Origin of the sequence: Sphingosinicella microcystinivorans, from assembly GCF_027941835.1 — a bacterium.
Taxonomy (GTDB): Bacteria; Pseudomonadota; Alphaproteobacteria; order Sphingomonadales; family Sphingomonadaceae; genus Sphingosinicella.
In genome coordinates, this window is the sequence record NZ_CP116005.1 from 3,707,443 (window position 1) to 3,730,454 (window position 23,012).

Here is a 23,012-nt window from a genome sequence, read left to right on the forward strand (position 1 = left end):
CGAGCCGTTAGCACGCGGCTTCGGGCGCGGGCAAGCGCGCTATGCGGGACATTTCCCCGCGCCCGGTCCCTTCACGAAGCGGCCCGGCCGCGCGGCGGTGGCCTCGCCGTTCTTCAGCACCTGCTGGCCGTTCACGAACACGTCGCGCACGCCCACCGAGTACTGGTGCGGCTTCTCGAAGGTCGCCTTGTCGGCGATGGTGGCGGGGTCGAACACAACCACGTCCGCGTAGTAGCCCGGTGCCAGCCGCCCGCGGCCCTCGATGCCGAGCTGCTGCGCCGAGAAGGAGGTGAGCTGGCGCACCGCCTGCGACAGGCCGATCGTCTTTTCCTCGCGCACGTACTTGCCGAGCAGGCGCGGGATGTTGCCGTAGGCGCGCGGGTGCGTGCTCGATTTCAGGAACACGCCCTCGGTCGCGGGCGCGTCGGCGTCGGAGCCGTAGCTCATCCACGGCAGCGTCGTCTGCTTGGCGACATTGGCCTCGCTCATCAGGAAATAGGCGGTGCCGACGCGGCTGCCGTCCTCCACCACGAGGTCCATCGCGGTTTCCTCCGGGCTCTTGCCGCGTTCGCGCGCGACCTCGCCGAGCGTCTTGCCCGTGAGCGGCTTCAGCGCCTCGCTCTTGAAGCCGAGCAGCAGCAGCCCGTCCGGCGTCCCCGCCTGATAGTAGAGGTTCTCCCAGCCGTCGCCGGGCGTCTTCATCTCCGCGGCGACCTTGGCGCGGATCGCCGGGTCCTTCAGCCGCTGGATCCACGCCTCCTCGCCGCCCGCCTGCACCCAGAGCGGCATCGCCGCGTCGAGGCCGGTCGCGCCCGCCGGGTAGGTGTACATGGTGGCGGTGATGTCGAGGCCTTCCTTCTGCGCGGCCTCGACCTTGGCGATCACCGGGTCGAGCGTGCCCCAGTTGGCCCTGCCCGCCTGTTTCAGGTGATAGATGATCGCGGGCGCCTTCGATTGCCGCGCGATGTCGATCAGTTCGTCGACGGCGGCGAGGATATTGTCGCCCTCCGAGCGCATGTGGCTGATGTAGCGCCCGCCGCAGGGTGCCGCCGCCTGCATCAGCGCGACCAGCTCCGGCGTCTCCGCGAACGATCCGGGCGCGTAGATCAGCGCCGAGCCGACGCCGAGCGCGCCCTCGTTCATGGCGGCCTTCACCAGCCCCTGCATCCGCTTCAGCTGCTCAGGGCTGGGGTCGACGTCGTCCTCGCCGAGTTCGTGGATGCGCACCGTCGACGCGCCCACGAAGCTCGCCACGTTGGGCGCGATGCCCTGCGTTTCGAGGCGGGTCAGATACTCGCCGAGGTTGGTCCACGTGATGTCGTATTTCACGTCGCCCATGCGGCTCGTCTGAAGCGCTTTCATCCTGTCGCTGAGCGGACCCATCGTCCAGCCCTCGCCCATCACTTCCAGCGTCACGCCCTGCTTGAGGTCGCCGAGGCCACGCCCGTCGACGAGCAGCGATTCGGTCGCCCAGCTGTGCGTGTTGATGAAGCCCGGCGCCACGGCGAGGCCGGTCGCGTCGATCTCCGTCCGCCCGCGCGCGGCGGGACCCACCGAGACCACCTTGTCGCCGTCGATGGCGACGTCGCCGACCTCGGCCGCGCCGCCGGAGCCGTCGTAGATTGTGCCGCCGCGAATCACGAGGTCGTGAAGCGCGGGCGATGCGCCGCCCGCCGCGCAGGCGGCAAGCGGCAGGGCGATGCAAACGGCAAAAGGAACCTCAGTGATACGCATGGTGTTAACCCCTGTATTCTCGTCGCATGGACACCATGCTAAGCGCCCGATCAAAGGAGTCCAGCAACTTGGCCGCGCGTCGGTTTCTCGCCATCATCGCCGCTCTCATCATCCTCGCGATCGCGGGCACGTTCGCGTACCGGCTGTTCGCGCCCTACCTGATGCGCGCCGCCTTCGTGCCGGAGGTGAGCTTCGCAGAAAGCCCGAAACCGCCGCCCACCTTCTACGACCGCGCGGACGCGTGGCTCGCCCGCCCCGGCATCCCGGCCGACGTCGTGCGCTGGACGCCCGAGGGCTACAGCCCGGCGCCGAAGCCCGCCGTCGCGGTCTTCTACGTGCACCCGACCACCTACCTGCGCGGCGACCGCTGGAACGCGCCCATCGCGCTCACCGGCGATCCGCGCTTCCGGCAGACCGTGTTCCTGAAGAGCCAGGCGAGCGTGTTCAACGGCATCGGCGAGGTCTGGGCGCCGAAGTACCGGCAGGCGACGTTCGGCGCCTTCCTCTCGCTCGGCGAGCCGGATTCGGCGAAGGCGTTCGCGCTCGCCTACAGCGACGTGGAGAAGGCGTTCGAGCTGTTCCTGCGCGAAATCCCGGCGGACCGGAAGATCATCCTCGCGGGTCACAGCCAGGGGTCGCTGCACCTCGTCTCGCTGCTCGCGCAGAAGATCGCCGGCACGCCGGTCGCGGACCGCATCGTCGCGGCGTACCTGATCGGCTGGCCGATCTCGATCGAGGCGGACCTCCCGGCGCTCGGCCTCAAGCCCTGCGAGACGCCGGAGGAGACGCGCTGCATCATCGCGTACCAGAGCTATGCCGAGCCCGCGCAGCCGGAATCGATCTTCAATCCGTTCTACACGACCACCGGCCTCACCGGCGAACCGCGCAAGGACACGCACCTGCTCTGCACCGATCCGCTCGCCGGGCCGACGCTGCCGCTTGCGGTGGGTGCGGAGGAAGACGAAACGGTGACGGCGGAGGACGACGACGCGCCGGCGGCGGAGAATCCCGTCGATGAGGCCGTGGCCCAGACAGACGGCGCCCCGGCGGCCAAGCCCGATCCCTACGGCGCGGCCCGCAACCTCGGCACGCTGATCCCGTTCGACGAAACCTACGAAGACGCGGCGCTGGAAGCGGGCGTCGTCGGCGCGCAGTGCATGGAGAAGGGCTATCTCAGCATCGGCGAGAAGCCGCCGAAGGCGCTGCGCTCCTACGTGCTGCCCGGCAACAACTACCACGTCTACGACTATCCGCTGTTCTGGGCGAACCTGCGCACGGACGCCGAACGCCGCACGCAGGCGGCGCTGACGGCGCCCGCCGCGCCCCCCCGACGCACGAAATGAGCACGCGCTCGGCCGCCGATTTCGCGGCGGCGCTTCCTTCGGGCGGCGTCCTCGCGGGCCTCGACCTCGGCACCAAGACCGTCGGCGTCGCCTTCTGCGACGCCGAATGGCGCTTCGCGAGCCCCGCCGAGACCATCGCCCGCCGCAAGCAGACGCAGGACTTCGCCGAACTCCGCCGCCTCGCAGGCGGCCGCGCGCTTGCCGGGATCGTGCTCGGCTATCCCGTGAACATGGACGGCTCGGACGGCCCGCGCGCGCAGGCGACGCGCGCCTTCGCCCGCGCGCTGGAGGCCGAGTTCGCCCTCCCCGTCCTCCTCTGGGACGAGCGCCTCTCCACCGCCGCCGTCACCCGCGAGATGATCGCCGCGGACATGAGCCGCGCCAAGCGCGCCGAACGCGTCGACGCCCTCGCCGCCGCCCACATCCTGCAAGCCGCCATCGACGCGCTGGCGCTGGCGGCCTAGCCGCGCGCCGCATCCTCCCGGTCGAGCGCCACCAGCGACGCGCCCTTCGTCTCGCGCATCACCAGCGCCGCGATCAGGCTCACCGCCCCGGCGATCAGGATATACACGGCGATCGGCCACCACGTGCCGTACTCGCGCAGCAGCGCGGTGCCGATCAGCGGCGCCCACGATCCGGCGACGATCGCCGTCAGCTGGTAGCCGAGCGAGACGCCCGAATAGCGCATCCGCGTCGGGAACATCTCGGTCATGATCGCGGGCTGCGCCGCGTACATCAGCGCGTGGACGATCATCCCGGCCATGATGGCCGCCAGCACCACCGCCGTCGCACCCGTGTCGAGCATCGGAAAGGCCGCGAACGGCCACGCCATCGTCAGCAGCGCGCCGAGCAGGTAGACGGGCCGCCGCCCGACCCTGTCCGCCGCGCGCCCGACCGCGGGAATGACGAACACGTGCAGGATGTGCGCGAAGAACAGCAGCGTCAGGATGCGCGTGGTGTCGGTGCCCCGGTGCGACAGGTAGGTGATCGAGAAGGTGACGACCATGTAGTAGAGGATGTTCTCGCCGAAGCGCAGGCCCATCGCCGTGAACACGCCGCGCGGATAGCACCGGAACACCTCCGTGAGCCCGTAGCCGGTGTGCGCCTTCTCCTCCATCTCGGCCTTGGCGGCTTCGAAGATCGGCGAGTCCGTCACCTGCGTGCGGATGTAGTAGCCGATCGCGACGATCACGACGGAGAGCCAGAACCCCACGCGCCAGCCCCACGACAGGAACGCCTCCTCGGAAAGCGTGGCGGAGAGCACGAGCAGAACCACCGTCGCGGCGAGGTTGCCGAGCGGCACCGCCGCCTGCGGGAAGCTGCCCCAGAAGGCGCGGCTGCGGTTCGGGCTGTGCTCGGTGACGAGCAGCACCGCACCGCCCCACTCGCCGCCGAGCGCGAAGCCCTGGATGAAGCGCAATGTCACCAGCAGCAGCGGCGCCCAGTAGCCGATCGCATGAAACGACGGCAGGCAGCCCATCAGGAACGTCGAAAGCCCGATCAGCACGAGGCTGAATTGCAGCAGCGACTTGCGCCCCACCTTGTCGCCGATATGGCCGAACACCACGCCCCCGAGCGGCCGCGCAATGAAGCCCACGGCGTAGGTCGCGAACGCCGCGATGATGCCGTCCAGTTCGTTGCCCGTATCGGGGAAGAACAGCTTGCCGAACACCAGCGTCGCGACGGTGCCGTAGAGGAAGAACTCGTACCATTCGACGACCGTCCCGGCCATCGAGGCCCCCACGACCTTCTTCAGATACGGCAGATCGGCGGTTTCCTCGTGCTTCATCGGCGCTCCCCTTGGCTGAGGGGCGTGCCCCGCACCGGCCGCAGCGTCAAGCCTGCACGTTTGCAGGGCGAAACGCCTGCCCTGCAGCGTCCCGCCTGATGTAGGGGTGGTCTCGGGCGGCCCCGCGCCCGCACCACGGAAAGTCACACTGGAATTTTTCGGGCATCCGCATGAACATCGTAACCTTCCGGACCTCTTGCCGCAGCGCCCGCGCGCGTCTAAAGGCTCGGGCTTAATGACATCGCTACCCGAACCCGCTCCGCTTCCGGCCGTGCCGCCGGGGGCGCATCCCTTTCCGCACGCGCATCTGCTTGGAATCGAAGGCCTGAAGCCGTGGGAGATCGGCTTCCTGCTCGGCGAGGCCGAACACTGGGTCACGCTCGGCCGCAGCGCGCACAAGCGCGACGACCGGCTGGCCAGCCTCACCCAGATCAACGCCTTCTTCGAAAACTCGACGCGCACGCTGCTGTCGTTCGAGATCGCCGGCAAGCGCCTCGGCGCGGACGTGGTCAATATGGCCGTGCAATCGTCCTCGATGAAGAAGGGCGAGACGCTGCTCGACACGGCGCTGACGCTGAACGCCATGCACCCGGACGTGATCGTCATCCGCCACGACGCCTCCGGCGCGGTCGCGCTCATCGCCTCCAAGGTCGATTGCCCGGTGCTGAACGCGGGCGACGGCCGCCACGAGCACCCGACGCAGGCGCTGCTCGACGCGCTCACCATCCGCCGCCGCAAGGGTCGCATCGAGGGGCTGAAGGTCGCGATCTGCGGCGACATATTGCACAGCCGCGTCGCCCGCTCGAACTTCCACCTGCTCGCCGCGCTCGGCGCCGAGGTGCGCGCGGTCGCGCCGCCGACGCTGATGCCCGCCGGGGTCGAGCGTTTCGGGGTCGCCGCCTTCACCGACATGGACGCGGGGCTGGAAGGCGCGGACGTCATCATGATGCTCCGCCTCCAGCGCGAGCGCATGGCGGGGGCCTACGTCCCTTCGGAACGGGAGTATTTCCATTTCTTCGGCCTCACCGCGAAGCGCCTCGCGACGGCGGGCGACAACGTGCTCGTCATGCACCCCGGCCCGATGAACCGGGGCGTCGAGATCGAATCGCAGGTCGCCGACGACATCGCCCGCTCCGCGATCACCGAGCAGGTCGAGATGGGCGTCGCCGTCCGCATGGCCTGCCTCGACGTGCTGACGCGCGCCCGACGCGGGGTTCCGGGCTGGGAGACGCACGCATGAGGCCGCTCGCGATTCTCGGCGCCCGCGTCATCGACCCCGCGCGCGGGACGAACACGGCGGCGGACATCCTCATCGCGGATCGCGCCGTCGCGGCGGTCGGCAAGCCCGAAATCCCGTCCGACGCGCAGCGCATCGACGCGTCGGGCCTCGTCGCCGCGCCCGGCCTTGTCGACGCGGGCGTGTTCAAATCGGAACCGGCGGCGTTCCTCGCGGGGGGCATCACCCGCACGCTGCTGATGCCCGACCAGTCGCCCGTAATCGACGATCCCGCGCTCGCCGAGCGCGCGCAGCGGATCGGCAAGCCGCACGTCTGGGTGCACCCGCTCGCCGCCGCGACGCGCGGCCTTGCCGGAAGCGAGCTGGCCGAGGTGGCGCTGATGAAGGCGGCGGGTGCGGTCGGCATCGCCACCGGGCGTCGGCAGATCGCCTCGGCAGCCGTCATGCACCGGCTGCTGCAATATGCCGCCGCGTTCGATCTCGTCACCGTGGTTCACGCCGAGGACGCCGCCCTCACCGAAGGCGCGGAAGCGACGACGGGGGAGACCGCGACCCGGCTCGGCCTCGCCTCCGCCCCCGCAATCGCTGAGGCCGTCGCCATCGCGCGCGACGTGCGGCTCGCCGAGGCGGCGGGCGCGCGGCTCCATATCCATCAGGTGACGACCGCCGAGGGGCTGGACGTGATCCGCGCCGCGCGCGCGCGCGGCGCGCGCATCACCTGCGGCACGGCGCCCGCCTATCTGCTGCTGAACGACGAGGCCGTCACCGGCTATCGCACCTTCACGCGCCTGTCGCCGCCGCTCCGCGCCGAGGACGACCGCCGCGCGCTGCTCGGCGGTCTTGCGGACGGCACCATCGACTGCCTCACCTCGGCGCACGACCCGCGCGGGCAGGACGAGAAGCGGCTTCCGTTCGCGCAGGCGATGCCCGGCATGTCCGGCGCGGAGACGCTGCTGGCGCTGGCCGTTTCGGCGGGCGAGAACGCGGGCGTGCCCCTCTCCCGCCTGATCGCGATGATGAGCGCGACGCCGGCCGCGATCTTCGGCGTGCCGGGCGGAAACCTCGGCGTGGGCGCGCCTGCCGACATCGTGCTGTTCGATCCGGGCGCGCCGTGGCGCATCGACGCGTCGAAGTTCGTCTCGGCGGGCGACAACACGCCGTTCGACGGGCTTCCCGTGCAGGGCCGCGTGAGATGGACCGTGAAAGGCGGCGAGATCGCCTTCGCGGGCTGATCAGGCTTTCTTGGAGGACGTCGCTTCCGGCGCACCCGTACCCTTGCGGACGAAGCAGCTGTAGCCCTCGGCCTTGAGGTTCCGGCAGAGGTCGACCGCCTCGGTGACGTTCGCGAACGAGCCGATGGCGAGGCGGTGGTAGGTCGCGCCCTTCACTTCGATCTGGCTGCGGATCGGATCGAACTCGCCGAGCGCGCTGTTCTTGCGCACGAGCGTCTTCCAGCCGGCGTTCAGGAATTCCGGCTTCGCGTAGGAGCCGAGCTGGACGACCCAAGCGCCATGCGTCGGCTTCGGCAGCGCGCGGATCTCCCGCTTCACGGCGGAAACGGGTTTCGGCGCGTCGAAGGCGGGCTGCACGGCGCGGATCTTCACGATCGGCTGCGCGGGCTCGGCCGCGACCGGCACCTCGGCGCGGGCAATGGCGACCGGCTCGGGCCGAACGGTCGGCGCGGCTTCGGCGACGACTGCCGGGGCCAGTTCGGGAACGGCGGCGACGGCCACGGGTTCCGGCGCGCTTTCTGCGACCGGGACGTCCACGGCGGGCTGCACGTCCGCCACCGCCACCATCGTCTCGGCCTGCGGCGGCGCCCATGCGAGCGCGACCGGGCGTCCGGCGTCGTTCGCGGCCATTTCCACGCCGAGCACCGAGGCGGTGCGCCACGCGCTGTCGGTGTTGGAGGCGATCGCGGCCCATTCCGCCACGCGGGCGTCGACCGCGTCCGGCGTCAGGTCCATCGAGGCGGTCGTGCGCGCCGCGGCCCATTCGCCGGAAAGCGCCTGCGCGAGCGCGAGGTTCTGGCGGAGGCGCGGCGTCGAGGTGCCTGCACGGACGGATTTCTCAAGCAGGCTGATCGCCTTGCGGGTCTCGCCCGAAAGCGCCAGCGCGAGGCCGACATCGGCCGCGAGCGAGGGTTCGTCCGCAAGCGCGTCGAGCGTCGACAGCGCCGTGTAGCGGTTGCCCGCCGCGAGCGACGAAAGCGCGGCGCGGAAGCGGACGTTCGCGTCGTCGGAGTTCATCGCCGAAAGGTCGCCGTAGGCTTCGGCCGCCGACTGGTAGCGGCCGGCCGCCGTATAGGCCTTGGCGAGTGTGAAGCGCGCATCAGCGTTCTGCGGATCGGCGGTGACGGCAAGCTCGGCGAAGCTGATCGCCGCCGCCGGATTGCCCGCGAGCCGCGCGGCTTCCGCCTGCTTGATGAGGACGACCGAAGGCTGCGGGGCGTCGACGGCGCCGATCGCGGTGTTCACGTGCGCCACCGGGCTGGTCGACGACTGGCAGGCCGTCAGAGAGACCCCGAGCGTGAATGCGCTCGCGGCCAGCTTGAGCACCGTATTGCGCTGAGTCTGCATGGTCTTGGCCCCTTCACCCCGTTCGCGCCTAGTTGGCGGCGGACTTCCTCACGTCCTTCACGGCATCCGGAAAATGCGTGGACAGATATTCATCGAGCGCCGCGGTCACAAGCTGCTGCGCGGACTGGTGCGCGTAGACGCACGCGAGACGCAGCTTCATGTGACGGTCCGGGTCGAGCCGCAGCGTGAACGCCGCCTTCGCCTTGGACCCGGCCGCCGCACGCGGACGGTGCACGGGCTGCGCGGGCGCCACGTTGATCGACGGGATCGCCGTCGCCACGGGCACGGACGCCGGCACCGAGACCGGAGCCTCGGGCAGATCGGCGGATTCCGGCTCGGGCGTCCGCACGACCGCAGCTGCGGCCGCCGCGAACTCATCGGCGATCGCCTGCTGCTGCACGGCGACGGGCGACGGCACGGCCTGATCGAGCTCCACGGCCGGGCGCGGCTGGAAGTGCATCGGCTGTGCCGGCATCAGCGCGGCGCGCTGCTCGGCGGTCAGCATGTCGGTGCCGCCCATGTCGTTCCAGCCGAGATCGTCGTCGGACGCAAAGCCGTAGCCTTGCGGACGCATCGCCGGGCGCGCCTGTCCCTTCCGCGCGAGCAGACCGGCGGTCAAAGAAGCATAGTTGGCCTCGTTCATAACTTACCTTTCCCCGGAACGGCCCCTTGCATCTTATTGTTAGCTGACAGCTTTCCGGCCGAACCCGCCGGCGGCCCGCACGGCAGGAGTCGGCACATGCTGGCCCGGTGCATTGAACACGGTCCGGCGGAAATTCTTCTCGAGGCGATCGGCGATGTACGCCCACAGTTCCTCGATCTCCTGCGAGGATTTGCCGTCGGGCTCGATCTCCATGACCGTGCGGCCGTCGATCATAGAGGCCGCGAAATCGGTGCGGTGGTGCAGCGTCACCGGCGCGACCGTGCCGTGCTGCGAGAGCGCGACGGCGGCCTCGTAGGTGATCTTGGCGCGCGGCGTCGCCGCGTTCACGACGAAGATGAGCGGCTTGCCCGCGCGCTCGCAAAGCTCGACCGTGGCGCCTGCGGCGCGCAGGTCGTGCGGGCTCGGGCGGGTCGGGATGACGACGAGCTCGGCGACCGAGAGCACGCTCTGGATGGCGACGGTGATCGCCGGCGGCGTGTCGATCACGGCGAGCTTGAAGCCCTTCTGCCGCAGCATTTCAAGGTCGGTGACGAGCCGTGCGACGGTCGTCTGCGCGAAGGCGGGCATCTCGGCCTCACGCTCGTTCCACCAGTCGGCCAGCGAGCCCTGGGGGTCGATGTCGATGAGAACGACGGGCCCCGCGCCGGCCCTCTGCGCCTGAACAGCGAGGTGGCCGCTGAGGGTGGTCTTGCCCGAACCGCCCTTTTGTGAAGCTAACGCGAGAACGCGCATTGGCTTTTCCCCATAGACTCTGCGAATTGCAGGGGCATGGATCGCACGCACAAAGCTAATATTCGGTAAAGCCTTGGGGTTATTTCGTGAAAACCCCCGGGCGGTTTCGCGCGGGAATGCGGCAGGGGGTTTTCCGTTCACGGCCCCGTAAGGCCTGTCAGGGATTCCCTTGCCGGAAAGACTGCTCTAGAGAACCCCACCATGCGACACGGCCTCATCACCGCGACTGCGTTCCTCAGCCTTTTCGTTTCGGTTCCGGCACTTGCAGGCGTCAAGGAAGGCGTCGTCAAGTGGCAGGCGGGCGACTACAAGGGCGCGGTCGTCGAATGGATGCCGTTCGCGGCGAAGGGCGATCCCGACGCGCTGTTCAACATGGGGCAGGCCTACAAGCTCGGCCGCGGCGTTCCGCTCGACAAGGCGAAGGCGGAGGACTTCTACCGCCGCGCCGCCGACAAGGGCCATGCGCCGGCCCAGTCCAACCTCGGCATCCTGCTCGCCCAGCGCGGCGAGAAGGCCGAGGCCGCGGCGCTCTGGCAGAAGGCGGCGGCGAAGCGCGACGCCCGCGCGCAGTACATGCTCGGCGTGCTCCACTTCAACGGCGACACGCTGCCGAAGAACTGGCCCCTCGCCTATGCATATATGACTCAGGCGAACAATGCCGGGCTGCCGCAGGCCGGGCGGGCGCTTGCCACCATGACGGCAAGCCTGTCGCCCGCCGACCGGGCGAGCGGCAGCGAGATGGCGGAAGCGATGACGACAGGCGACAAGCTCGCCGCAAGCGGCAAGCCCCTTCCCGCACCCCGCAAGCTCGACAACGCCATCGCGGCGGACAAGCCGCAGGAGACGGCGCCGAAGGCCGCGGTAGCAGCAGCCGTCCCGGCTCCGGCCCCGGCAAGCCCCCGCCCGGTCGCCGCACCGGCGCGGACGATCGTGTCCAGCGCCGAGATCCCGCAGCCCCGCGCCGCCGCGCCGACGACGGCCGCCGCGAGCAGCATCGGCGGCGGATGGCGCATCCAGCTCGGCGCCTTCTCGCAGGAAGCGCGCGCGCGCGAGGCATGGACGGCGCTGCGCCGCGAGCATCCGGGCATCGTCTCCGGCCTCGAACCGGCCTACTCCGTTGGCGGCAACATGGTGCGCCTGCAGGCGGGCAGCTTCGCGGACGCCGCCGAGGCGAACGCCGTCTGCCAGCGCCTGCGCGACACCGGCAGGGCCTGCTTCGCGGTCCACACCAATTAACCTTTCATCGACGGCTTTGCGCTAGCTCTGGACGCCCGCGGGACCCGTATGTCCCGAGAGTTGCTTTTGTGCGGGGCAGACGGCGAATGATCAGCAACAACATCCGGGAATTTCCGCGGCCCCATGCCGCTCCGGCACGCAGCGGGCGTTTCTGCACGCTTCACGCCGCGGGCGTGGAGATCGGGGCCTCGCTCCGCGATGTCTCCGCCGCCGGCGCCTTCGTCGAAACCGGCCACGCGCTCCACATCGACGAGCAGGTCGTGCTTTCCCATCCGCTCGCCGGTGCGATTCGCGCGCGCGTCGTCCGCGTCGGACGGGACGGCGCTGCGCTGCGGTTTGCCGTGGGCGAGGATGCCGCGACATTCGCGCTCGCCTCGCTCTGCGCGGGGATGACGGCGGCCGTCGATTCTGCCCTCGATGCCTGACGGCATCCCGATGCCCGGACCGTTGCGGCAGCGCCTTCGTGCATGGTGGGAAGGCTATGACCTTGCCGAGCTGAAACGCCGTCTCGCCGCCCGCGTCGCCAACGAGGACGCGGCCCGTTCGCCGCGCCTACCTTCCCTGCCTCACGCGCAGGCGGTACCGCCGCAGCCTTCCGAAACCTCGAACTGGCCACCCGAACGTGTCGCGGCAGCCCAGATCGTATGGGGTGACGGTTCGCTGACGCCGCGCGGCGTATCCCAGCTCAGGGCGCTGTCGGCGCGCGCGGGACTGGGGCAGCACAGCCGCGTCCTTCATCTCGGCGCGGAACTCGGCGGCGTCGCCAGCGAACTCCATGCGGGGATCGGCTGCACCGTGCTCGCCGCCGAGACGCAGAAGCCGCTGGCCGCCGCTTCGGACGGGCGCGTCGCGCTGCTGCGCGCCGCCGACGGGCCGCTGCTGCCGGACGCCGACTTCATCCTCGTCGATGGCATCACCGAACGCGGAGAACCGCTGACGACGCTGCTCCGCAGCCAGTGCGAAACGCTCGCGCCCGGCGGTCAGGTCGCGGTGCGCAGCCTCGTGATGACCGACGACCGCCAGACGGCATCGCCGCGCTACCGCGAATGGGCGGAGGCGGAGCCCGTGCGGCCACGCCTGCGCACCGTGGAAACGCTTTCGCGGCTGGTGGAGGACGCGCGCCTCTCCGTCATCGCGGTCAGCGACATCTCCGCCGACTATGCCGCCGAGGTCGAATACAGCTGGGGCGGCGCGATCGACCGGATTCGCGCGCTGCACCGCGAGCCGGAGGGACAGGCATTGATCCCGCACCTGCTTGCGGAAGGCGAGCGCTGGCTGAGGCGGATCGAGCTGATCCGCGAGGGCGTGATCGGTGTCCGCGTCCTCATCGCGACCCGCCGGGACCGCGCGCGGCGCTAGGCGTTCAGACGTCTGCCCAGTCGGCGCGGGGGATGCCGAGCGCGTGCAGCAGCACGGTGAGGTCGCCGCGGCGAATCCGCATGTCCGCCGCATCCGCGAGCTTCGGCTTGGCGTGATAGGCGACGCCGAGGCCCGCCGCTTCCACCATCAGCAGGTCGTTCGCGCCGTCGCCGATCGCGATCGTCTCGGCGAGCGCGATGCCCTTGTCCCGCGCCGTGCCGGTCAGCGCGTCGCGCTTGGCGTTCGCGTCCACGATCGGCGGTACGACCTTGCCCGTGAGCACGTCGCCGTGCGTTTCGAGCACGTTGGCGCGCGCCTCGTCGAAGCCGATCATCTCGGCGACCGGCCCGGTAAAGCGCGTGAAGCCGCCCGAAACGAGCAGCGTGTAGATGCCGTGCCGCCGGAGCGTGCGCACCAGCGTCAGGGCGCCGGGCGACAGGCGCACGCGGTCGCGCAGGCAGTCGTCGATGGAGGCGACGGGCAGCTCCGCAAGCAGCGCGACGCGGCGTTCGAGCGCCCCGGCGAAGTCGATCTCGCCGCGCATCGCCGCCTCGGTGACGGCGCTGATCTCGGCCTTGAGACCCGCGTAGTCGGCAAGCTCGTCGATGCACTCGACCGTGATCATCGTCGAATCCATGTCGGCGATGAACAGGCGCCGCCTGCGCTCCGCCGCCGCCTGCACCACCACGTCGGCGTGGGGAACGGCAGTCTCCACCGCGTCGCGCACCGCGGCGGCCGGACCGCTTCCCGCGAACTCGGCGACCACCCCGGCTTCCGTCCAGCGGACGGCCCCGGCCTCCATTCCGGCTGCGGCGGCGGCGTCGCGCGCCGCGCTCACGTCACCGGCGGATAGACGCTCCGAACCCACGATTGTAACAAGTTGCATGGCCTCGCCTTCCTTGCCGCCGCTGGCGGTCATTGCAGGACCGACTGCCAGCGGCAAGTCGGCGTTCGCGCTGCGCATGGCGGAAACGCGGCGCGGTGTCATCATCAATGCGGATGCGAGCCAGTGCTATTGCGACCTCAGCGTGCTGTCCGCCCGCCCCTCGCCCGCCGAGACGGCGCGCGCGCCGCACCGGCTCTACGGTTTCCTCGATGCCGAAGCTCCCCTCGGCGCCGCCGGATGGGCCGACCTCGCCCGGCGCGAGATCGGCCGCGCGCACGAACAGGGCCTGCTGCCCATCCTCGTCGGCGGCACGGGCCTCTATCTGCGGACGCTGCTTCACGGCATCGCGCCGGTGCCCGACATCGACCCCGATGTGCGCGCCGCGGTCCGCGCGCTCGACACCGGCGCGCTCGCGGAAGCGCTGGCGCGTGAAGACCCGGGCATGGCGGCGCGCCTGCATCCCAACGACACGCAGCGCATGGCGCGCGCGCTTGAGGTGATCCGCAGCACGGGCGCCTCGCTCGGCGATCATCAGGCGCAGCTCTCGGGCGGATTGCTGGGCGCGGTGGCGCTGGAGCCCGCCGTCGTCGAGATCGACCGGGACGAACTCGGCCGCCGCTGCGACGCGCGTTTCGACGCCATGCTGGCGGAAGGCGGGCTCGACGAGGCGGCGCGGCTGCTGGCGCTGGGCCTCGACCCGGCGCTGCCGGTGATGAAGGCGATCGGCGTGCCGCCGCTCATCGCGCACCTCAAGGGCGACTGCACGCTGGGCGAGGCGGTGCTGCGCGCGAAGCTCGACACGCGGCGCTACGCGAAGCGCCAGCGCACGTGGTTCAGGAACCAGACACCGGACTGGCCCCGGCTTCGGCCCTAGATGCCTGGTCGAGGCTTTCGCGCACCTTCTGCGCGAGGCCTTCCATCGTATAGGGCTTGCGCACGGTTTCGGCGGGCGGATCGAGCGGCTCGCCGTCGACGCCCGTGCGCGCGAAGCCGCTGGTGTAGAGCAGGCCGAGGTCCGGCCAGCGCGAGAGCGCCTCGCGCGCCAGCTCGTCGCCGTACATGCCGGGCATCACGATGTCCGTGAACAGCAGCCGGATGCCGGGGTGCTCGTCGAGGATTTCGAGCGCTTCCTTGCCGTTCGCCGCGTGGCGCACCGTGTAGCCGAGTTCGCGGAGGTTCTCGACCGTGACCATGCGGAGCTGGTCCTCGTCCTCCACGACGAGGATGGTTTCCTCGGGGCTTCCGCCGACAAGCGGCGCTTCCGAGCGCGGCACGGGGGGCACGACGCGCCCGACGATCTGCACCGGCAGGTAGATGTCGACGCGCGTGCCTTCGCCGGGGGCGGATTCGAGCGAGATGTGCCCGCCGGACTGGTGCACGAAGCCGTGCACCTGGCTGAGGCCGAGGCCGGTGCCGCGGCCCACGGCCTTGGTGGTGAAGAAGGGCTCGAAGACGCGCTCGACGATTTCGGGCGGCATCCCCTGCCCGGTATCGACGACGCTGATCAGCGCATAGGCGCTCGCCGCCTCGCCTTCGGGAAGCGGATCGCCATTCGGTACGTAGCGCGCGGTCTCGATCCTGAGCGTGCCGCCGTCGGGCATCGCATCTCGCGCGTTGGCGGCAAGGTTGATGATGACGTTCTCGAGTTCGCCGGGATCGACGAACACCGGCGGGATGTCTCCGCCGAACTTCGTTTCCACGCTGATCCGCTCGCCGAGCGTCCGCCCGATGAGGTCGACGACGCCCGTCATCAGCAGGTTCACGTCCACCGTCTGCGGGTTGAGCGACTGGCGGCGCGAGAAGGCGAGCAGCCGCGCGGTGAGCGAGGCGGCGCGGTTCGCCCCCTCGCGCGCGTTGTCGATCAGCTTCACGACGCGCGCATCGTCCGGACTGATCCGGCGTTTCAGGAGGTCGAGGCTGCTGATGATGACCGCGAGCATGTTGTTGAAATCGTGCGCGATGCCGCCGGTGAGCTGGCCGACCGCCTCCATGCGCTGCGCCTGCCGGAGCCGGTTCTCCGCCGCCTCGCGCGAGGCGATTTCGGCGCGCAGCGCGACGTTCGCCTGTGTCAGCTCGTGCGTGCGCGCGGCGACCGCCGCTTCCAGCACGTTGCGCCGGATCTCGCCCGCCTCCTCGCGCTCCAGCGCCAGCTTGGTGCGGTACACCATGTACGCGAGCGCGATCATCGAGATGAGCGCTGCAACGATGAGCGCGACCCCGAGCGCCGCCAGCCGGTAGAGCGACTGCGCGCCGAGGTGATCGCGCTGCACGACGTCCTGCTGCCGCCGTTCGAGCACGGCGCGCTGCTCGGCGACGATCTCGTTCATCATCGCCTGGATCTCGTCCATCAGCCGCCGCCCGTAGCCCGAGGCGACGTCGATCCGCGCCGCCTCCATGCGGCCCCGGCGGGTCATCTCGACGGAGCGCGCCATTTCCTCCAGCTTGAGCGCAATGAGGCGCCGCAGCACGACGAAGCGCGCCGCCTGCCGCTCGTCGCCCTCGCCGATACGGCGCTGAAGGTCGTCGAGCACGCTCGAGCTGCGCGCGCGGGCGGCTTCATAGGGTTCGAGGAAGACCGGGTTCTCGGTCAGCACATAGCCGCGCTGGCTGCGCTCGGCCTCCTGCAGCGCGTTGATCAGGCGCTCGGCGGCGACCAGCCCCTCGAAGCCTTCCGTGGTGCGCGCGACCGCTTCGGTGCGGGTGCGCTCGATGTCCACCGCGCGCTGGAACGCGGCAAACGAGATCGCACCGATGCCGATGAGCGCGGCAAGCAGCGCGAAGACTCCGACGACGAAATGCCAGGTCCGGGTCCCGACGCGGCGATCCTCGAACCCGCTGGAAACGGTAGCGTCCTCCATCCGGCCTATCTTGCCGGAGTTGACGGTTGAAGGCGAGGGTTCAAAGCGCGTGACCTCTTTGCATCTATCATGCGTTATTAATGTTCTGTTTGTACAAAAATTACAAGCAATGGGGTTGCCCTGTATCATTTAATCTCGTACATGCGCGGGCCGAATCAAGGAAAACGATCGTGAACGAGCAGAGAACCGGAGCGGAAAACCTCATACAGGCGCTGATCGAACTCGGCGTCGACACCGTATTCGGCTATCCGGGCGGCGCGGTGCTGCCGATCTACGACGCGCTGTTCCAGCAGTCGGTGATCAGGCACGTCCTCGTCCGCCACGAGCAGGCCGCCGTCCACGCCGCCGAAGGTTATGCGCGCTCGACGGGGAAGCCCGGCGTCGTGCTCGTCACCTCCGGCCCCGGCGCGACCAATGCCGTCACCGGCATCACCGACGCGCTCCTCGATTCCATCCCGGTCGTCGTGCTGACCGGGCAGGTCGCGACGCACCTCATCGGGTCGGACGCCTTCCAGGAGTGCGACACGGTCGGCATCACGCGCCACTGCTCCAAGCACAACTATCTGGTGAAGGACCCCGAGCGGCTCGCCGACATCGTCCACGAGGCGTTCCACATCGCCACCTCCGGCCGCCCCGGCCCGGTCGTCATCGACATCCCCAAGGACGTGCAGGTCGCGCGCGCCGGCTACCGGAAGCGCTCGGCGCTCCACAACGGCTACAAGCTTCAGCTGAAGGGCGAGCTCAAGGACATCGAGGCCGCCGTCGAGATGCTGGCGAAGGCCGAGCGCCCGATCCTCTACACGGGCGGCGGCGTCATCAATTCAGGCAACGGCGCCTCGCAGCTGCTGCGCGAGCTGGCGCGCGTCTCGGGCGCGCCCGTCACCTCGACACTGATGGGTCTCGGCGCCTTCCCGGCCGCCTCGCCGCAGTGGCTCGGGATGCTCGGGATGCACGGCACCTATGAAGCCAACATGGCGATGAACGAATGCGACCTCATGGTCTGCATCGGCGCGCGCTTCGACGACCGCGTGACCGGGCGGCTGGACGCCTTCTCGCCGGGTTCGAGGAAGATCCACATCGACATCGACCGCTCCTCGATCAACAAGAACGTGAAGGCGGACCTCGGCATCGTCGGCGACGTCGGCCACGTGCTGGAGGACATGCTGAAGGTCTGGAAGGCGCGCGGTCACAAGGCCGCGGACCAGACGGCGTGGTTCGCGCGGATCGACGCGTGGCGGAAGAAGGACAGCCTCGGCTTCCGGCAGGCGGGCAAGGAAATCCTGCCGCAACACGCGATCCAGCGCCTCTACGAGGCGACGAAGGCGAAGGCGCCGATCATCACCACCGAGGTCGGCCAGCATCAGATGTGGGCGGCGCAGCATTTCCACTTCGAGGCACCGCGCAAGTGGCTGACCTCGGGCGGGCTCGGCACGATGGGCTACGGCCTCCCCGCCGCGATCGGCGCGCAGCTCGGCAACCCCAAGGCCCTCGTCATCGACATCGCGGGCGAGGCCTCGATCCTGATGAACATCCAGGAGATGTCCACGGCCGTGCAGTACCGCCTGCCGGTGAAGGTGTTCGTGCTCAACAACGAATACATGGGCATGGTCCGCCAGTGGCAGGAGCTCACCTACGAGAGCCGCTATTCGGAGAGCTACAGCGAGGCGCTTCCCGACTTCGTGAAGCTCGCCGAGGCCTACGGCTGGAAGGGCATCCGCATCGAGGACGTGGACGGGCTCGACGCCGGCATCGCCGAGATGCTGGCATACGACGGCCCGGTGTTCGTCGATTGCCGCGTCGCCAAGCTGGAGAACTGCTTCCCGATGATCCCGTCGGGCGCGGCCCACACGGAGATGATCCTGAGCCCGTCCGACGTGAAGGGCGAACTCGACGAAGACGCGCAGGCGCTCGTCTGATGCGCGATCTCGGCCCCATCCGGCGGCACACGCTCGCCATCACCGTCGACAACGAGTCCGGCGTTCTTGCGAAGATCGTCGGCCTGTTCTCGGCGCGCGGCTACAACATCGAGAGCCTCACCGTGGCGGACATCACGGAATCGCACGATGTCAGCCGCATCACCATCGTCACCTCCGGCTCGCAGGAGGTGATCGACCAGATCGAGGCGCAGCTCGACCGGCTCGTCACCGTGCACAAGGTCAGCGACCTCACCGAGCTCGGGCCGCACGTCGAGCGCGAGATGGCGCTGCTCAAGGTCGCGGGCGGCGGCGACAAGCGGCTCGAGGCGATGCGCCTTGCCGACATCTACCGCGCGCGCGTCGTCGATGCGACGATCGAGAGCTTCATCTTCGAGATCACCGGTTCCACCGAGAAGGTCGACACGTTCATCGCGCTGATGCGCGAGGTCGGCCTCGTCGAGGTCGCGCGCGGCGGCGTCGTCGCCATCTCGCGCGGCAAGGACCCGAGCTGAGTTTTCCGTCACTCCCTCCCAATCGAACAGAGAAAGTCCTGATATCATGCGCGTTTATTACGATGCCGACGCCGATGTGGGCCTGATCAAGGGCAAGAAGGTCGCGATCGTCGGCTATGGCAGCCAGGGCCACGCCCATGCGCAGAACCTGCGCGACAGCGGCGTCGCCGAAGTCGCCGTGGCGCTGCGCGAAGGCTCGGCCACCGCGAAGAAGGCGGAAGGTGCCGGGTTCAAGGTGTTCTCGAACGCCGAGGCCGCCAGGTGGGCCGACGTCATCATGGTGCTGGCGCCCGACGAGCATCAGGCCGAAATCTACGCCAGGGACCTCGGGCCGAACATGAAGGAAGGCGCGGCGCTTGCCTTCGCGCACGGCCTCAACGTCCACTTCGGGCTCATCGAGCCGCGCGGGGACATCGACGTGTTCATGATCGCGCCCAAGGGCCCCGGCCACACGGTGCGCAGCGAGTACCAGCGCGGCGGCGGCGTGCCCTGCCTCATCGCCATCGCGCAGGACGCGACCGGCAACGCGCACGATGTCGCCCTCTCCTATGCCTCCGCTGTCGGCGGCGGGCGCTCGGGCATTATCGAGACGACCTTCAAGGAAGAGTGCGAGACCGACCTGTTCGGCGAGCAGGCCGTGCTCTGCGGCGGGCTTTCGCACCTCATCATGGCGGGCTTCGAGACGCTGGTGGAAGCGGGCTACGCGCCCGAGATGGCCTATTTCGAGTGCCTGCACGAAGTGAAGCTGATCGTCGACCTGATGTACGAGGGCGGCATCGCCAACATGCGCTACTCGATCTCCAACACCGCCGAATACGGCGACTACAAGACCGGGCCTCGTATCGTCACCGACGAGACCAAGGCCGAGATGAAGCGCGTGCTCGCCGACATCCAGCAGGGCCGCTTCGTCAAGGACTTCATCCTCGACAACCGCGCCGGCAACCCCGAGCTCAAGGCCGCGCGCAAGAACCAGAACGCGCACCAGATCGAGGAGGTCGGCGGCCGCCTGCGCGCGATGATGCCGTGGATCGGCAAGAACAAGCTCGTCGACAAGGCGGTGAACTGACACGCTCCGTCACGAGAGCTTCGGTTGACAGGAACGGCGCGCGCGGCACAGGCTGCGGGCGCCGTTTCCCGTTTCAGGAGCCCCGCCATGAAAACCCAGCTTGTCGCCCTTGCCCTTCTCGGCCTCGCCGCGCCCGCCTTCGCCCAAGGCCAGCCGGGCGCCGAGGCGGCTGCAAAGGTCGCCGCCGGTACCTACACTGTCGATACCGATCACACGCAGATCGCGTGGGGCGTCAATCACCTCGGCTTCAACGTCTATTACGGCATCTTCGGCGGCACGACGGGCACCCTCACGCTCGACCCGGCCAACCCGCAGTCCGCCGGCGTCTCGCTCACCATCCCGATCGACAAGGTCTCGACGACCAGCGAGCAGTTGAACGCGCATCTGAAGACCGCCGATTTCTTCGATACCGCGAAGTTCCCGACGGCGACCTTCAGGTCGACGAGCGCCGTCGTCGACGGCCTCGAGGCGAAGATCACCGGCGACCTCACGATCAAGGGCATCACGAAGCCGGTCGTGCTCGATGCGCGCTTCACCGGCGCCGGTCCAAATCCGATGAGCAAGATCGAAACCGTGGGCTTCGAGGCTACGGCGAAGGTCAAGCGCAGCGACTACGGCATCACCTACGCGCTTCCCGTGCTTGGCGACGAGGTCACGCTGCACATCACGGCGGCCTTCGAACGGCGCCCCTGACAAGCAGGGCTGTCGGCCGAACTTACACAACGATTATGGCTAACACCTTGTTAACTATGATCCATCCTGCAAAAGCTCAAGTCGTCGATTCTGGCATCGTTCCTGCTTCTGATGGGCCGAACACGGTTTGATCAGAGGATAATGTCATGAAGTACGCTTTTGCTTTCGCCGCCATGCTCGCCTCCACCGGTGCGTCCGCTGCGGTGATTTCCTCGTCGGTGGGCGGCGTTCCCGTCGGCGCCAACGTCTATGAGAGCTTCGACGCCATCGGCCCCGGCGGCACGACGGCGAGCGGCATCACCGTTACGTTCGCGGGCACGGATGCAGGCACGGCCTCGCTTCCGAACGTCGACGGCAAATATGCGGCGCCCTACATCTCGGGCGGCAACGGCGCGCTGTTCGGCAACGCGCAGGCGGACGGCAAGGACGAAACCCAGTACCTGACGACCGGCATCGGCAGCGTCACGCTCGATCTCGGCGACTACCACCAGTATTTCGGCATCCTGTGGGGTTCGGTCGATACCTACAACTCGCTCGCCTTCTATGCCGGCGACACGCTGCTGTTCACCTACACCGGGTCGGACGTCGCGGAGGTCGCGAGCGGCGATCAGGGCGTGGGCGGCACCTATTACGTGAACATCAATTCGGACACCGCCTTCAACAGGGTGGTGGCTTCCAGCACCGGCTACGCGTTCGAGTTCGACAACGTCGCACTTGCCTACAAGCCGATCACCGATGTGCCGGAGCCGGGCGCGCTCGCGCTGTTCGGTCTCGGCGCGATCGGCCTCGCGGCGGCGCGGCGGCGCAAGGCCTGAACGGCTTCACGATCCTGCTGGAAAGGGCGGCTTTCGGGCCGCCCTTTTTCTTTGGCGATCATGCCGCTTGCAAACACGCTGCATGGTTGGCGGCTCCCGCCGACCCACACACCCGTCATACCGGCGCAGGCTTTCAGGCCTGCTGTTTGCAAACTCCATAATCGCCTTTTCTTTGTGCTCGCGAGCGTGCTGTCGCGCATCTTTACAGTTCCGTGATGGTAGCCGGGGCCTTAACCATCGAAACCGCTGACGAAGCTCGCGGGCGGAACGCTGGCACCGCTCTTGCATTTCACACTGTACAGAACAGTGGAGAGGAAACCGGCAATGATCGTTCGGTACGGCATAGCAGCCCTGACAGCCCTGCTGGCGGTCGCGCCCGCCGCCGCGGAGCCGGTGGAGAACGGTTCGGAAGTCGCCGCCCTCCTTTCCGCGCTCGACGGCCGCTGCTGGGCCGTGGACATCGACGGCCAGATCCTCGATGCGGACGCGATGGCGCAGATCGAAGGCCCCGTCGACATCGAGCTCGAATGCGTCCTGAGCGCGAAACCGGCCGTCGCGGGCGCCCCGCGCACGCAGCCGCTCCCGGCAAACGTCATCTGAAACCGCGGGACGCGCGCAAAAAGAAAGGCTCCCGAAACGGGAGCCTTTCCGTTTTTGCGCTGTGCTGCGGTCAGGCGGCGCGGCGGCGGCGCGCAGCGCCGATACCGACAAGGCCGAGGCCGAGCAGGCCGAGCATCGCAGGCTCCGGCACATCGGTCGGCGGCGGCGGCGGCGGCGTGCCGGGCTTCGACGTGATGATGCCCTGGAGCACGGCGTCGTTGTCCTTCTTTTCCTTGGTCCAGAACGCGCTGGCGAGCGCGTCGTCGATCGTGAAGCCGAGGATGTCGACGTAGTAGTTGACGCCGTCGATATCGAAGAACTCCGACGCGCCGATGTTCATCGTGAACGTCACGCGGTCGGCACAGCCGTTGATGTTGACGTCGCTGTTGTTGGACTGGCCGTTGGCGCACTTCTTGCCGAAGCCCGGATCGTTGGGCGTTTCCAGGTGCGCGAAGTCGAAGATCGAGATGATCTGATGGGTCACGCTGTCGATGGTGAGCGTCGTGGTCACCTTCAGCGTCGCGGAATCCAGCGAGACGCCGGTGATCGGATTGTTGTGGTGCGTGAACGTGCCGAGATCGAAGGCTTCGTTCTCGTTCACGTTGAACGCCGGCGGCGCGGCACCGTCGAAATCATAGCCGCTCTTGCCCCAGCCGGTGCTCGTACCCCAGCGGATCTCGTTGGTGTTGACGCCCGAGACGCCGGCGACGGGATTCGTCGCCGTCCAGATGCCGGTCACGCTGTCGATGGAAATGACGGCCGCGTTCGCCGCGCCGGCCAGAAGGCCGCTCGCCGCAACGCCTGCCAGAAGAACCTTGAACATTACACACTCCCTTACCCGGTTTCAAAACGCTGCCCACTTCACCCGAACGGGTCCTGGGACCGCGGGCTTTCATTTTGCAAATAGCGTGCCGTTCCAGGAATTACATTTCTGTTCAATATGTTATTGATTAAAATGGAAAACGATTTCGGGTCCGCAACATATATCGTTAC

At 68.7% G+C, this 23,012-nt stretch carries 22 protein-coding genes; 14 read left to right on the forward strand and 8 right to left on the reverse strand.

Going from position 1 to position 23,012, the window contains the following annotated elements; translation table 11 throughout:
- Positions 1–39: 39 nt before the first annotated feature.
- On the reverse strand, positions 40–1,734 hold the full coding sequence (locus PE061_RS17885; RefSeq protein WP_271256567.1) for an N-acyl-D-amino-acid deacylase family protein: 1,695 nt from the start codon (positions 1,732–1,734) through the stop codon (positions 40–42).
- A 68-nt stretch (positions 1,735–1,802) separates the two neighbouring features.
- Here PE061_RS17885 and PE061_RS17890 point away from each other — a divergent pair, with 68 nt between their 5' ends.
- Positions 1,803–3,077: a DUF3089 domain-containing protein gene (locus PE061_RS17890; RefSeq protein ID WP_271256568.1), complete on the forward strand. Its 1,275-nt coding sequence runs from the start codon at positions 1,803–1,805 to the stop codon at positions 3,075–3,077.
- On the forward strand, positions 3,074–3,541 hold the full coding sequence (ruvX, locus tag PE061_RS17895; RefSeq protein WP_271256569.1) for a Holliday junction resolvase RuvX: 468 nt from the start codon (positions 3,074–3,076) through the stop codon (positions 3,539–3,541). Before PE061_RS17890 ends, ruvX begins: the two co-directional genes overlap by 4 nt.
- Here ruvX and PE061_RS17900 read toward each other — a convergent pair.
- Positions 3,538–4,866: an MFS transporter gene (locus PE061_RS17900; protein ID WP_271256570.1), complete on the reverse strand. Its 1,329-nt coding sequence runs from the start codon at positions 4,864–4,866 to the stop codon at positions 3,538–3,540. The two genes, ruvX and PE061_RS17900, sit on opposite strands and share 4 nt — an antisense overlap.
- Before the next feature lie 235 nt (positions 4,867–5,101).
- Here PE061_RS17900 and PE061_RS17905 point away from each other — a divergent pair, with 235 nt between their 5' ends.
- Positions 5,102–6,106, forward strand: coding sequence for an aspartate carbamoyltransferase catalytic subunit (locus tag PE061_RS17905; protein WP_271256571.1), 1,005 nt, complete (start codon positions 5,102–5,104; stop codon positions 6,104–6,106).
- Entirely contained in the window at positions 6,103–7,335 is a 1,233-nt protein-coding gene (locus tag PE061_RS17910; protein ID WP_271256572.1) for a dihydroorotase, read from the forward strand. The genes PE061_RS17905 and PE061_RS17910 overlap by 4 nt, the downstream gene beginning before the upstream one ends.
- Here the strand turns inward: PE061_RS17910 and PE061_RS17915 are convergent, their stop codons facing one another.
- Genes PE061_RS17915 through PE061_RS17925 form a run of 3 tightly spaced genes read right to left on the reverse strand, consistent with a single transcriptional unit; the run spans position 7,336 to position 10,078 of the window.
- Complete coding sequence (locus PE061_RS17915) at positions 7,336–8,682, reverse strand: tetratricopeptide repeat protein (protein ID WP_271256573.1); 1,347 nt, start codon at positions 8,680–8,682, stop codon at positions 7,336–7,338.
- Between the two features lie 28 nt (positions 8,683–8,710).
- Positions 8,711–9,325 (reverse strand): hypothetical protein, encoded by a 615-nt coding sequence (locus PE061_RS17920; protein ID WP_271256574.1) that lies wholly within the window; start codon positions 9,323–9,325, stop codon positions 8,711–8,713.
- Positions 9,326–9,364: 39 nt separating this feature from the next.
- On the reverse strand, positions 9,365–10,078 hold the full coding sequence (locus tag PE061_RS17925) for a ParA family protein (protein ID WP_271256575.1): 714 nt from the start codon (positions 10,076–10,078) through the stop codon (positions 9,365–9,367).
- Positions 10,079–10,279: 201 nt separating this feature from the next.
- Here PE061_RS17925 and PE061_RS17930 point away from each other — a divergent pair, with 201 nt between their 5' ends.
- From PE061_RS17930 to PE061_RS17940, 3 genes are all read left to right on the forward strand, one after another.
- On the forward strand, positions 10,280–11,314 hold the full coding sequence (locus tag PE061_RS17930) for an SPOR domain-containing protein (RefSeq protein WP_271256576.1): 1,035 nt from the start codon (positions 10,280–10,282) through the stop codon (positions 11,312–11,314).
- An 86-nt stretch (positions 11,315–11,400) separates the two neighbouring features.
- Complete coding sequence (locus tag PE061_RS17935; RefSeq protein ID WP_271256577.1) at positions 11,401–11,739, forward strand: PilZ domain-containing protein; 339 nt, start codon at positions 11,401–11,403, stop codon at positions 11,737–11,739.
- 10 nt (positions 11,740–11,749) lie between these two features.
- Positions 11,750–12,673, forward strand: coding sequence for a hypothetical protein (locus PE061_RS17940; RefSeq protein WP_271256578.1), 924 nt, complete (start codon positions 11,750–11,752; stop codon positions 12,671–12,673).
- 4 nt (positions 12,674–12,677) lie between these two features.
- On the opposite strand, the gene serB is transcribed toward PE061_RS17940, so the two are convergent.
- On the reverse strand, positions 12,678–13,559 hold the full coding sequence (gene serB, locus PE061_RS17945) for a phosphoserine phosphatase SerB (protein WP_271256579.1): 882 nt from the start codon (positions 13,557–13,559) through the stop codon (positions 12,678–12,680).
- Here serB and miaA point away from each other — a divergent pair.
- Positions 13,558–14,433 (forward strand): tRNA (adenosine(37)-N6)-dimethylallyltransferase MiaA, encoded by an 876-nt coding sequence (gene miaA / locus PE061_RS17950; RefSeq protein ID WP_271256580.1) that lies wholly within the window; start codon positions 13,558–13,560, stop codon positions 14,431–14,433. The genes serB and miaA overlap by 2 nt on opposite strands.
- Here the strand turns inward: miaA and PE061_RS17955 are convergent.
- Complete coding sequence (locus PE061_RS17955; protein ID WP_271256581.1) at positions 14,393–16,417, reverse strand: CHASE3 domain-containing protein; 2,025 nt, start codon at positions 16,415–16,417, stop codon at positions 14,393–14,395. The genes miaA and PE061_RS17955 overlap by 41 nt on opposite strands.
- 170 nt (positions 16,418–16,587) lie before the next feature.
- Between PE061_RS17955 and PE061_RS17960 the strand changes: the two genes are divergently transcribed.
- The 6 genes from PE061_RS17960 to PE061_RS17985 all read left to right on the forward strand — a co-directional run bounded on the left by PE061_RS17960 (position 16,588) and on the right by PE061_RS17985 (position 22,019).
- Positions 16,588–18,333, forward strand: coding sequence for an acetolactate synthase 3 large subunit (locus PE061_RS17960; protein WP_271256582.1), 1,746 nt, complete (start codon positions 16,588–16,590; stop codon positions 18,331–18,333).
- Positions 18,333–18,845, forward strand: a complete 513-nt coding sequence (gene ilvN / locus PE061_RS17965; protein WP_271256583.1) for an acetolactate synthase small subunit — start codon at positions 18,333–18,335, stop codon at positions 18,843–18,845. The genes PE061_RS17960 and ilvN overlap by 1 nt, the downstream gene beginning before the upstream one ends.
- Positions 18,846–18,891: 46 nt before the next feature.
- A complete protein-coding gene (gene ilvC, locus PE061_RS17970) occupies positions 18,892–19,911 on the forward strand; it encodes a ketol-acid reductoisomerase (protein ID WP_271256584.1) in 1,020 nt (339 codons plus the stop codon).
- Between the two features lie 87 nt (positions 19,912–19,998).
- Positions 19,999–20,604 carry a YceI family protein gene (locus PE061_RS17975; protein ID WP_271256585.1) on the forward strand — a complete coding sequence of 202 codons (606 nt, stop codon included), beginning with the start codon at positions 19,999–20,001 and terminating at the stop codon, positions 20,602–20,604.
- A gap of 146 nt (positions 20,605–20,750) precedes the next feature.
- Entirely contained in the window at positions 20,751–21,419 is a 669-nt protein-coding gene (locus PE061_RS17980) for a PEP-CTERM sorting domain-containing protein (protein ID WP_271256586.1), read from the forward strand.
- Between the two features lie 324 nt (positions 21,420–21,743).
- On the forward strand, positions 21,744–22,019 hold the full coding sequence (locus PE061_RS17985) for a hypothetical protein (RefSeq protein WP_271256587.1): 276 nt from the start codon (positions 21,744–21,746) through the stop codon (positions 22,017–22,019).
- A gap of 70 nt (positions 22,020–22,089) precedes the next feature.
- On the opposite strand, the gene PE061_RS17990 is transcribed toward PE061_RS17985, so the two are convergent.
- Positions 22,090–22,842: a THxN family PEP-CTERM protein gene (locus PE061_RS17990; protein ID WP_271256588.1), complete on the reverse strand. Its 753-nt coding sequence runs from the start codon at positions 22,840–22,842 to the stop codon at positions 22,090–22,092.
- Positions 22,843–23,012 lie beyond the last annotated feature (170 nt).

What these genes read in the sequence shown, in the direction of transcription:
- PE061_RS17885 (WP_271256567.1), bottom strand. Translation starts at nt 1,734, where the DNA reads ATGCGTATCACTGAGGTTCCTTTTGCCGTTTGCATCGCCCTGCCGCTT.
- ruvX (WP_271256569.1), top strand. Translation starts at nt 3,074, where the DNA reads ATGAGCACGCGCTCGGCCGCCGATTTCGCGGCGGCGCTTCCTTCGGGC.
- PE061_RS17900 (WP_271256570.1), bottom strand. Translation starts at nt 4,866, where the DNA reads ATGAAGCACGAGGAAACCGCCGATCTGCCGTATCTGAAGAAGGTCGTG.
- PE061_RS17905 (WP_271256571.1), top strand. Translation starts at nt 5,102, where the DNA reads ATGACATCGCTACCCGAACCCGCTCCGCTTCCGGCCGTGCCGCCGGGG.
- PE061_RS17910 (WP_271256572.1), top strand. Translation starts at nt 6,103, where the DNA reads ATGAGGCCGCTCGCGATTCTCGGCGCCCGCGTCATCGACCCCGCGCGC.
- PE061_RS17915 (WP_271256573.1), bottom strand. Translation starts at nt 8,682, where the DNA reads ATGCAGACTCAGCGCAATACGGTGCTCAAGCTGGCCGCGAGCGCATTC.
- PE061_RS17920 (WP_271256574.1), bottom strand. Translation starts at nt 9,325, where the DNA reads ATGAACGAGGCCAACTATGCTTCTTTGACCGCCGGTCTGCTCGCGCGG.
- PE061_RS17925 (WP_271256575.1), bottom strand. Translation starts at nt 10,078, where the DNA reads ATGCGCGTTCTCGCGTTAGCTTCACAAAAGGGCGGTTCGGGCAAGACC.
- PE061_RS17930 (WP_271256576.1), top strand. Translation starts at nt 10,280, where the DNA reads ATGCGACACGGCCTCATCACCGCGACTGCGTTCCTCAGCCTTTTCGTT.
- PE061_RS17935 (WP_271256577.1), top strand. Translation starts at nt 11,401, where the DNA reads ATGATCAGCAACAACATCCGGGAATTTCCGCGGCCCCATGCCGCTCCG.
- PE061_RS17940 (WP_271256578.1), top strand. Translation starts at nt 11,750, where the DNA reads ATGCCCGGACCGTTGCGGCAGCGCCTTCGTGCATGGTGGGAAGGCTAT.
- miaA (WP_271256580.1), top strand. Translation starts at nt 13,558, where the DNA reads ATGGCCTCGCCTTCCTTGCCGCCGCTGGCGGTCATTGCAGGACCGACT.
- serB (WP_271256579.1), bottom strand. Translation starts at nt 13,559, where the DNA reads ATGCAACTTGTTACAATCGTGGGTTCGGAGCGTCTATCCGCCGGTGAC.
- PE061_RS17955 (WP_271256581.1), bottom strand. Translation starts at nt 16,417, where the DNA reads ATGGAGGACGCTACCGTTTCCAGCGGGTTCGAGGATCGCCGCGTCGGG.
- ilvN (WP_271256583.1), top strand. Translation starts at nt 18,333, where the DNA reads ATGCGCGATCTCGGCCCCATCCGGCGGCACACGCTCGCCATCACCGTC.
- ilvC (WP_271256584.1), top strand. Translation starts at nt 18,892, where the DNA reads ATGCGCGTTTATTACGATGCCGACGCCGATGTGGGCCTGATCAAGGGC.
- PE061_RS17975 (WP_271256585.1), top strand. Translation starts at nt 19,999, where the DNA reads ATGAAAACCCAGCTTGTCGCCCTTGCCCTTCTCGGCCTCGCCGCGCCC.
- PE061_RS17980 (WP_271256586.1), top strand. Translation starts at nt 20,751, where the DNA reads ATGAAGTACGCTTTTGCTTTCGCCGCCATGCTCGCCTCCACCGGTGCG.
- PE061_RS17985 (WP_271256587.1), top strand. Translation starts at nt 21,744, where the DNA reads ATGATCGTTCGGTACGGCATAGCAGCCCTGACAGCCCTGCTGGCGGTC.
- PE061_RS17990 (WP_271256588.1), bottom strand. Translation starts at nt 22,842, where the DNA reads ATGTTCAAGGTTCTTCTGGCAGGCGTTGCGGCGAGCGGCCTTCTGGCC.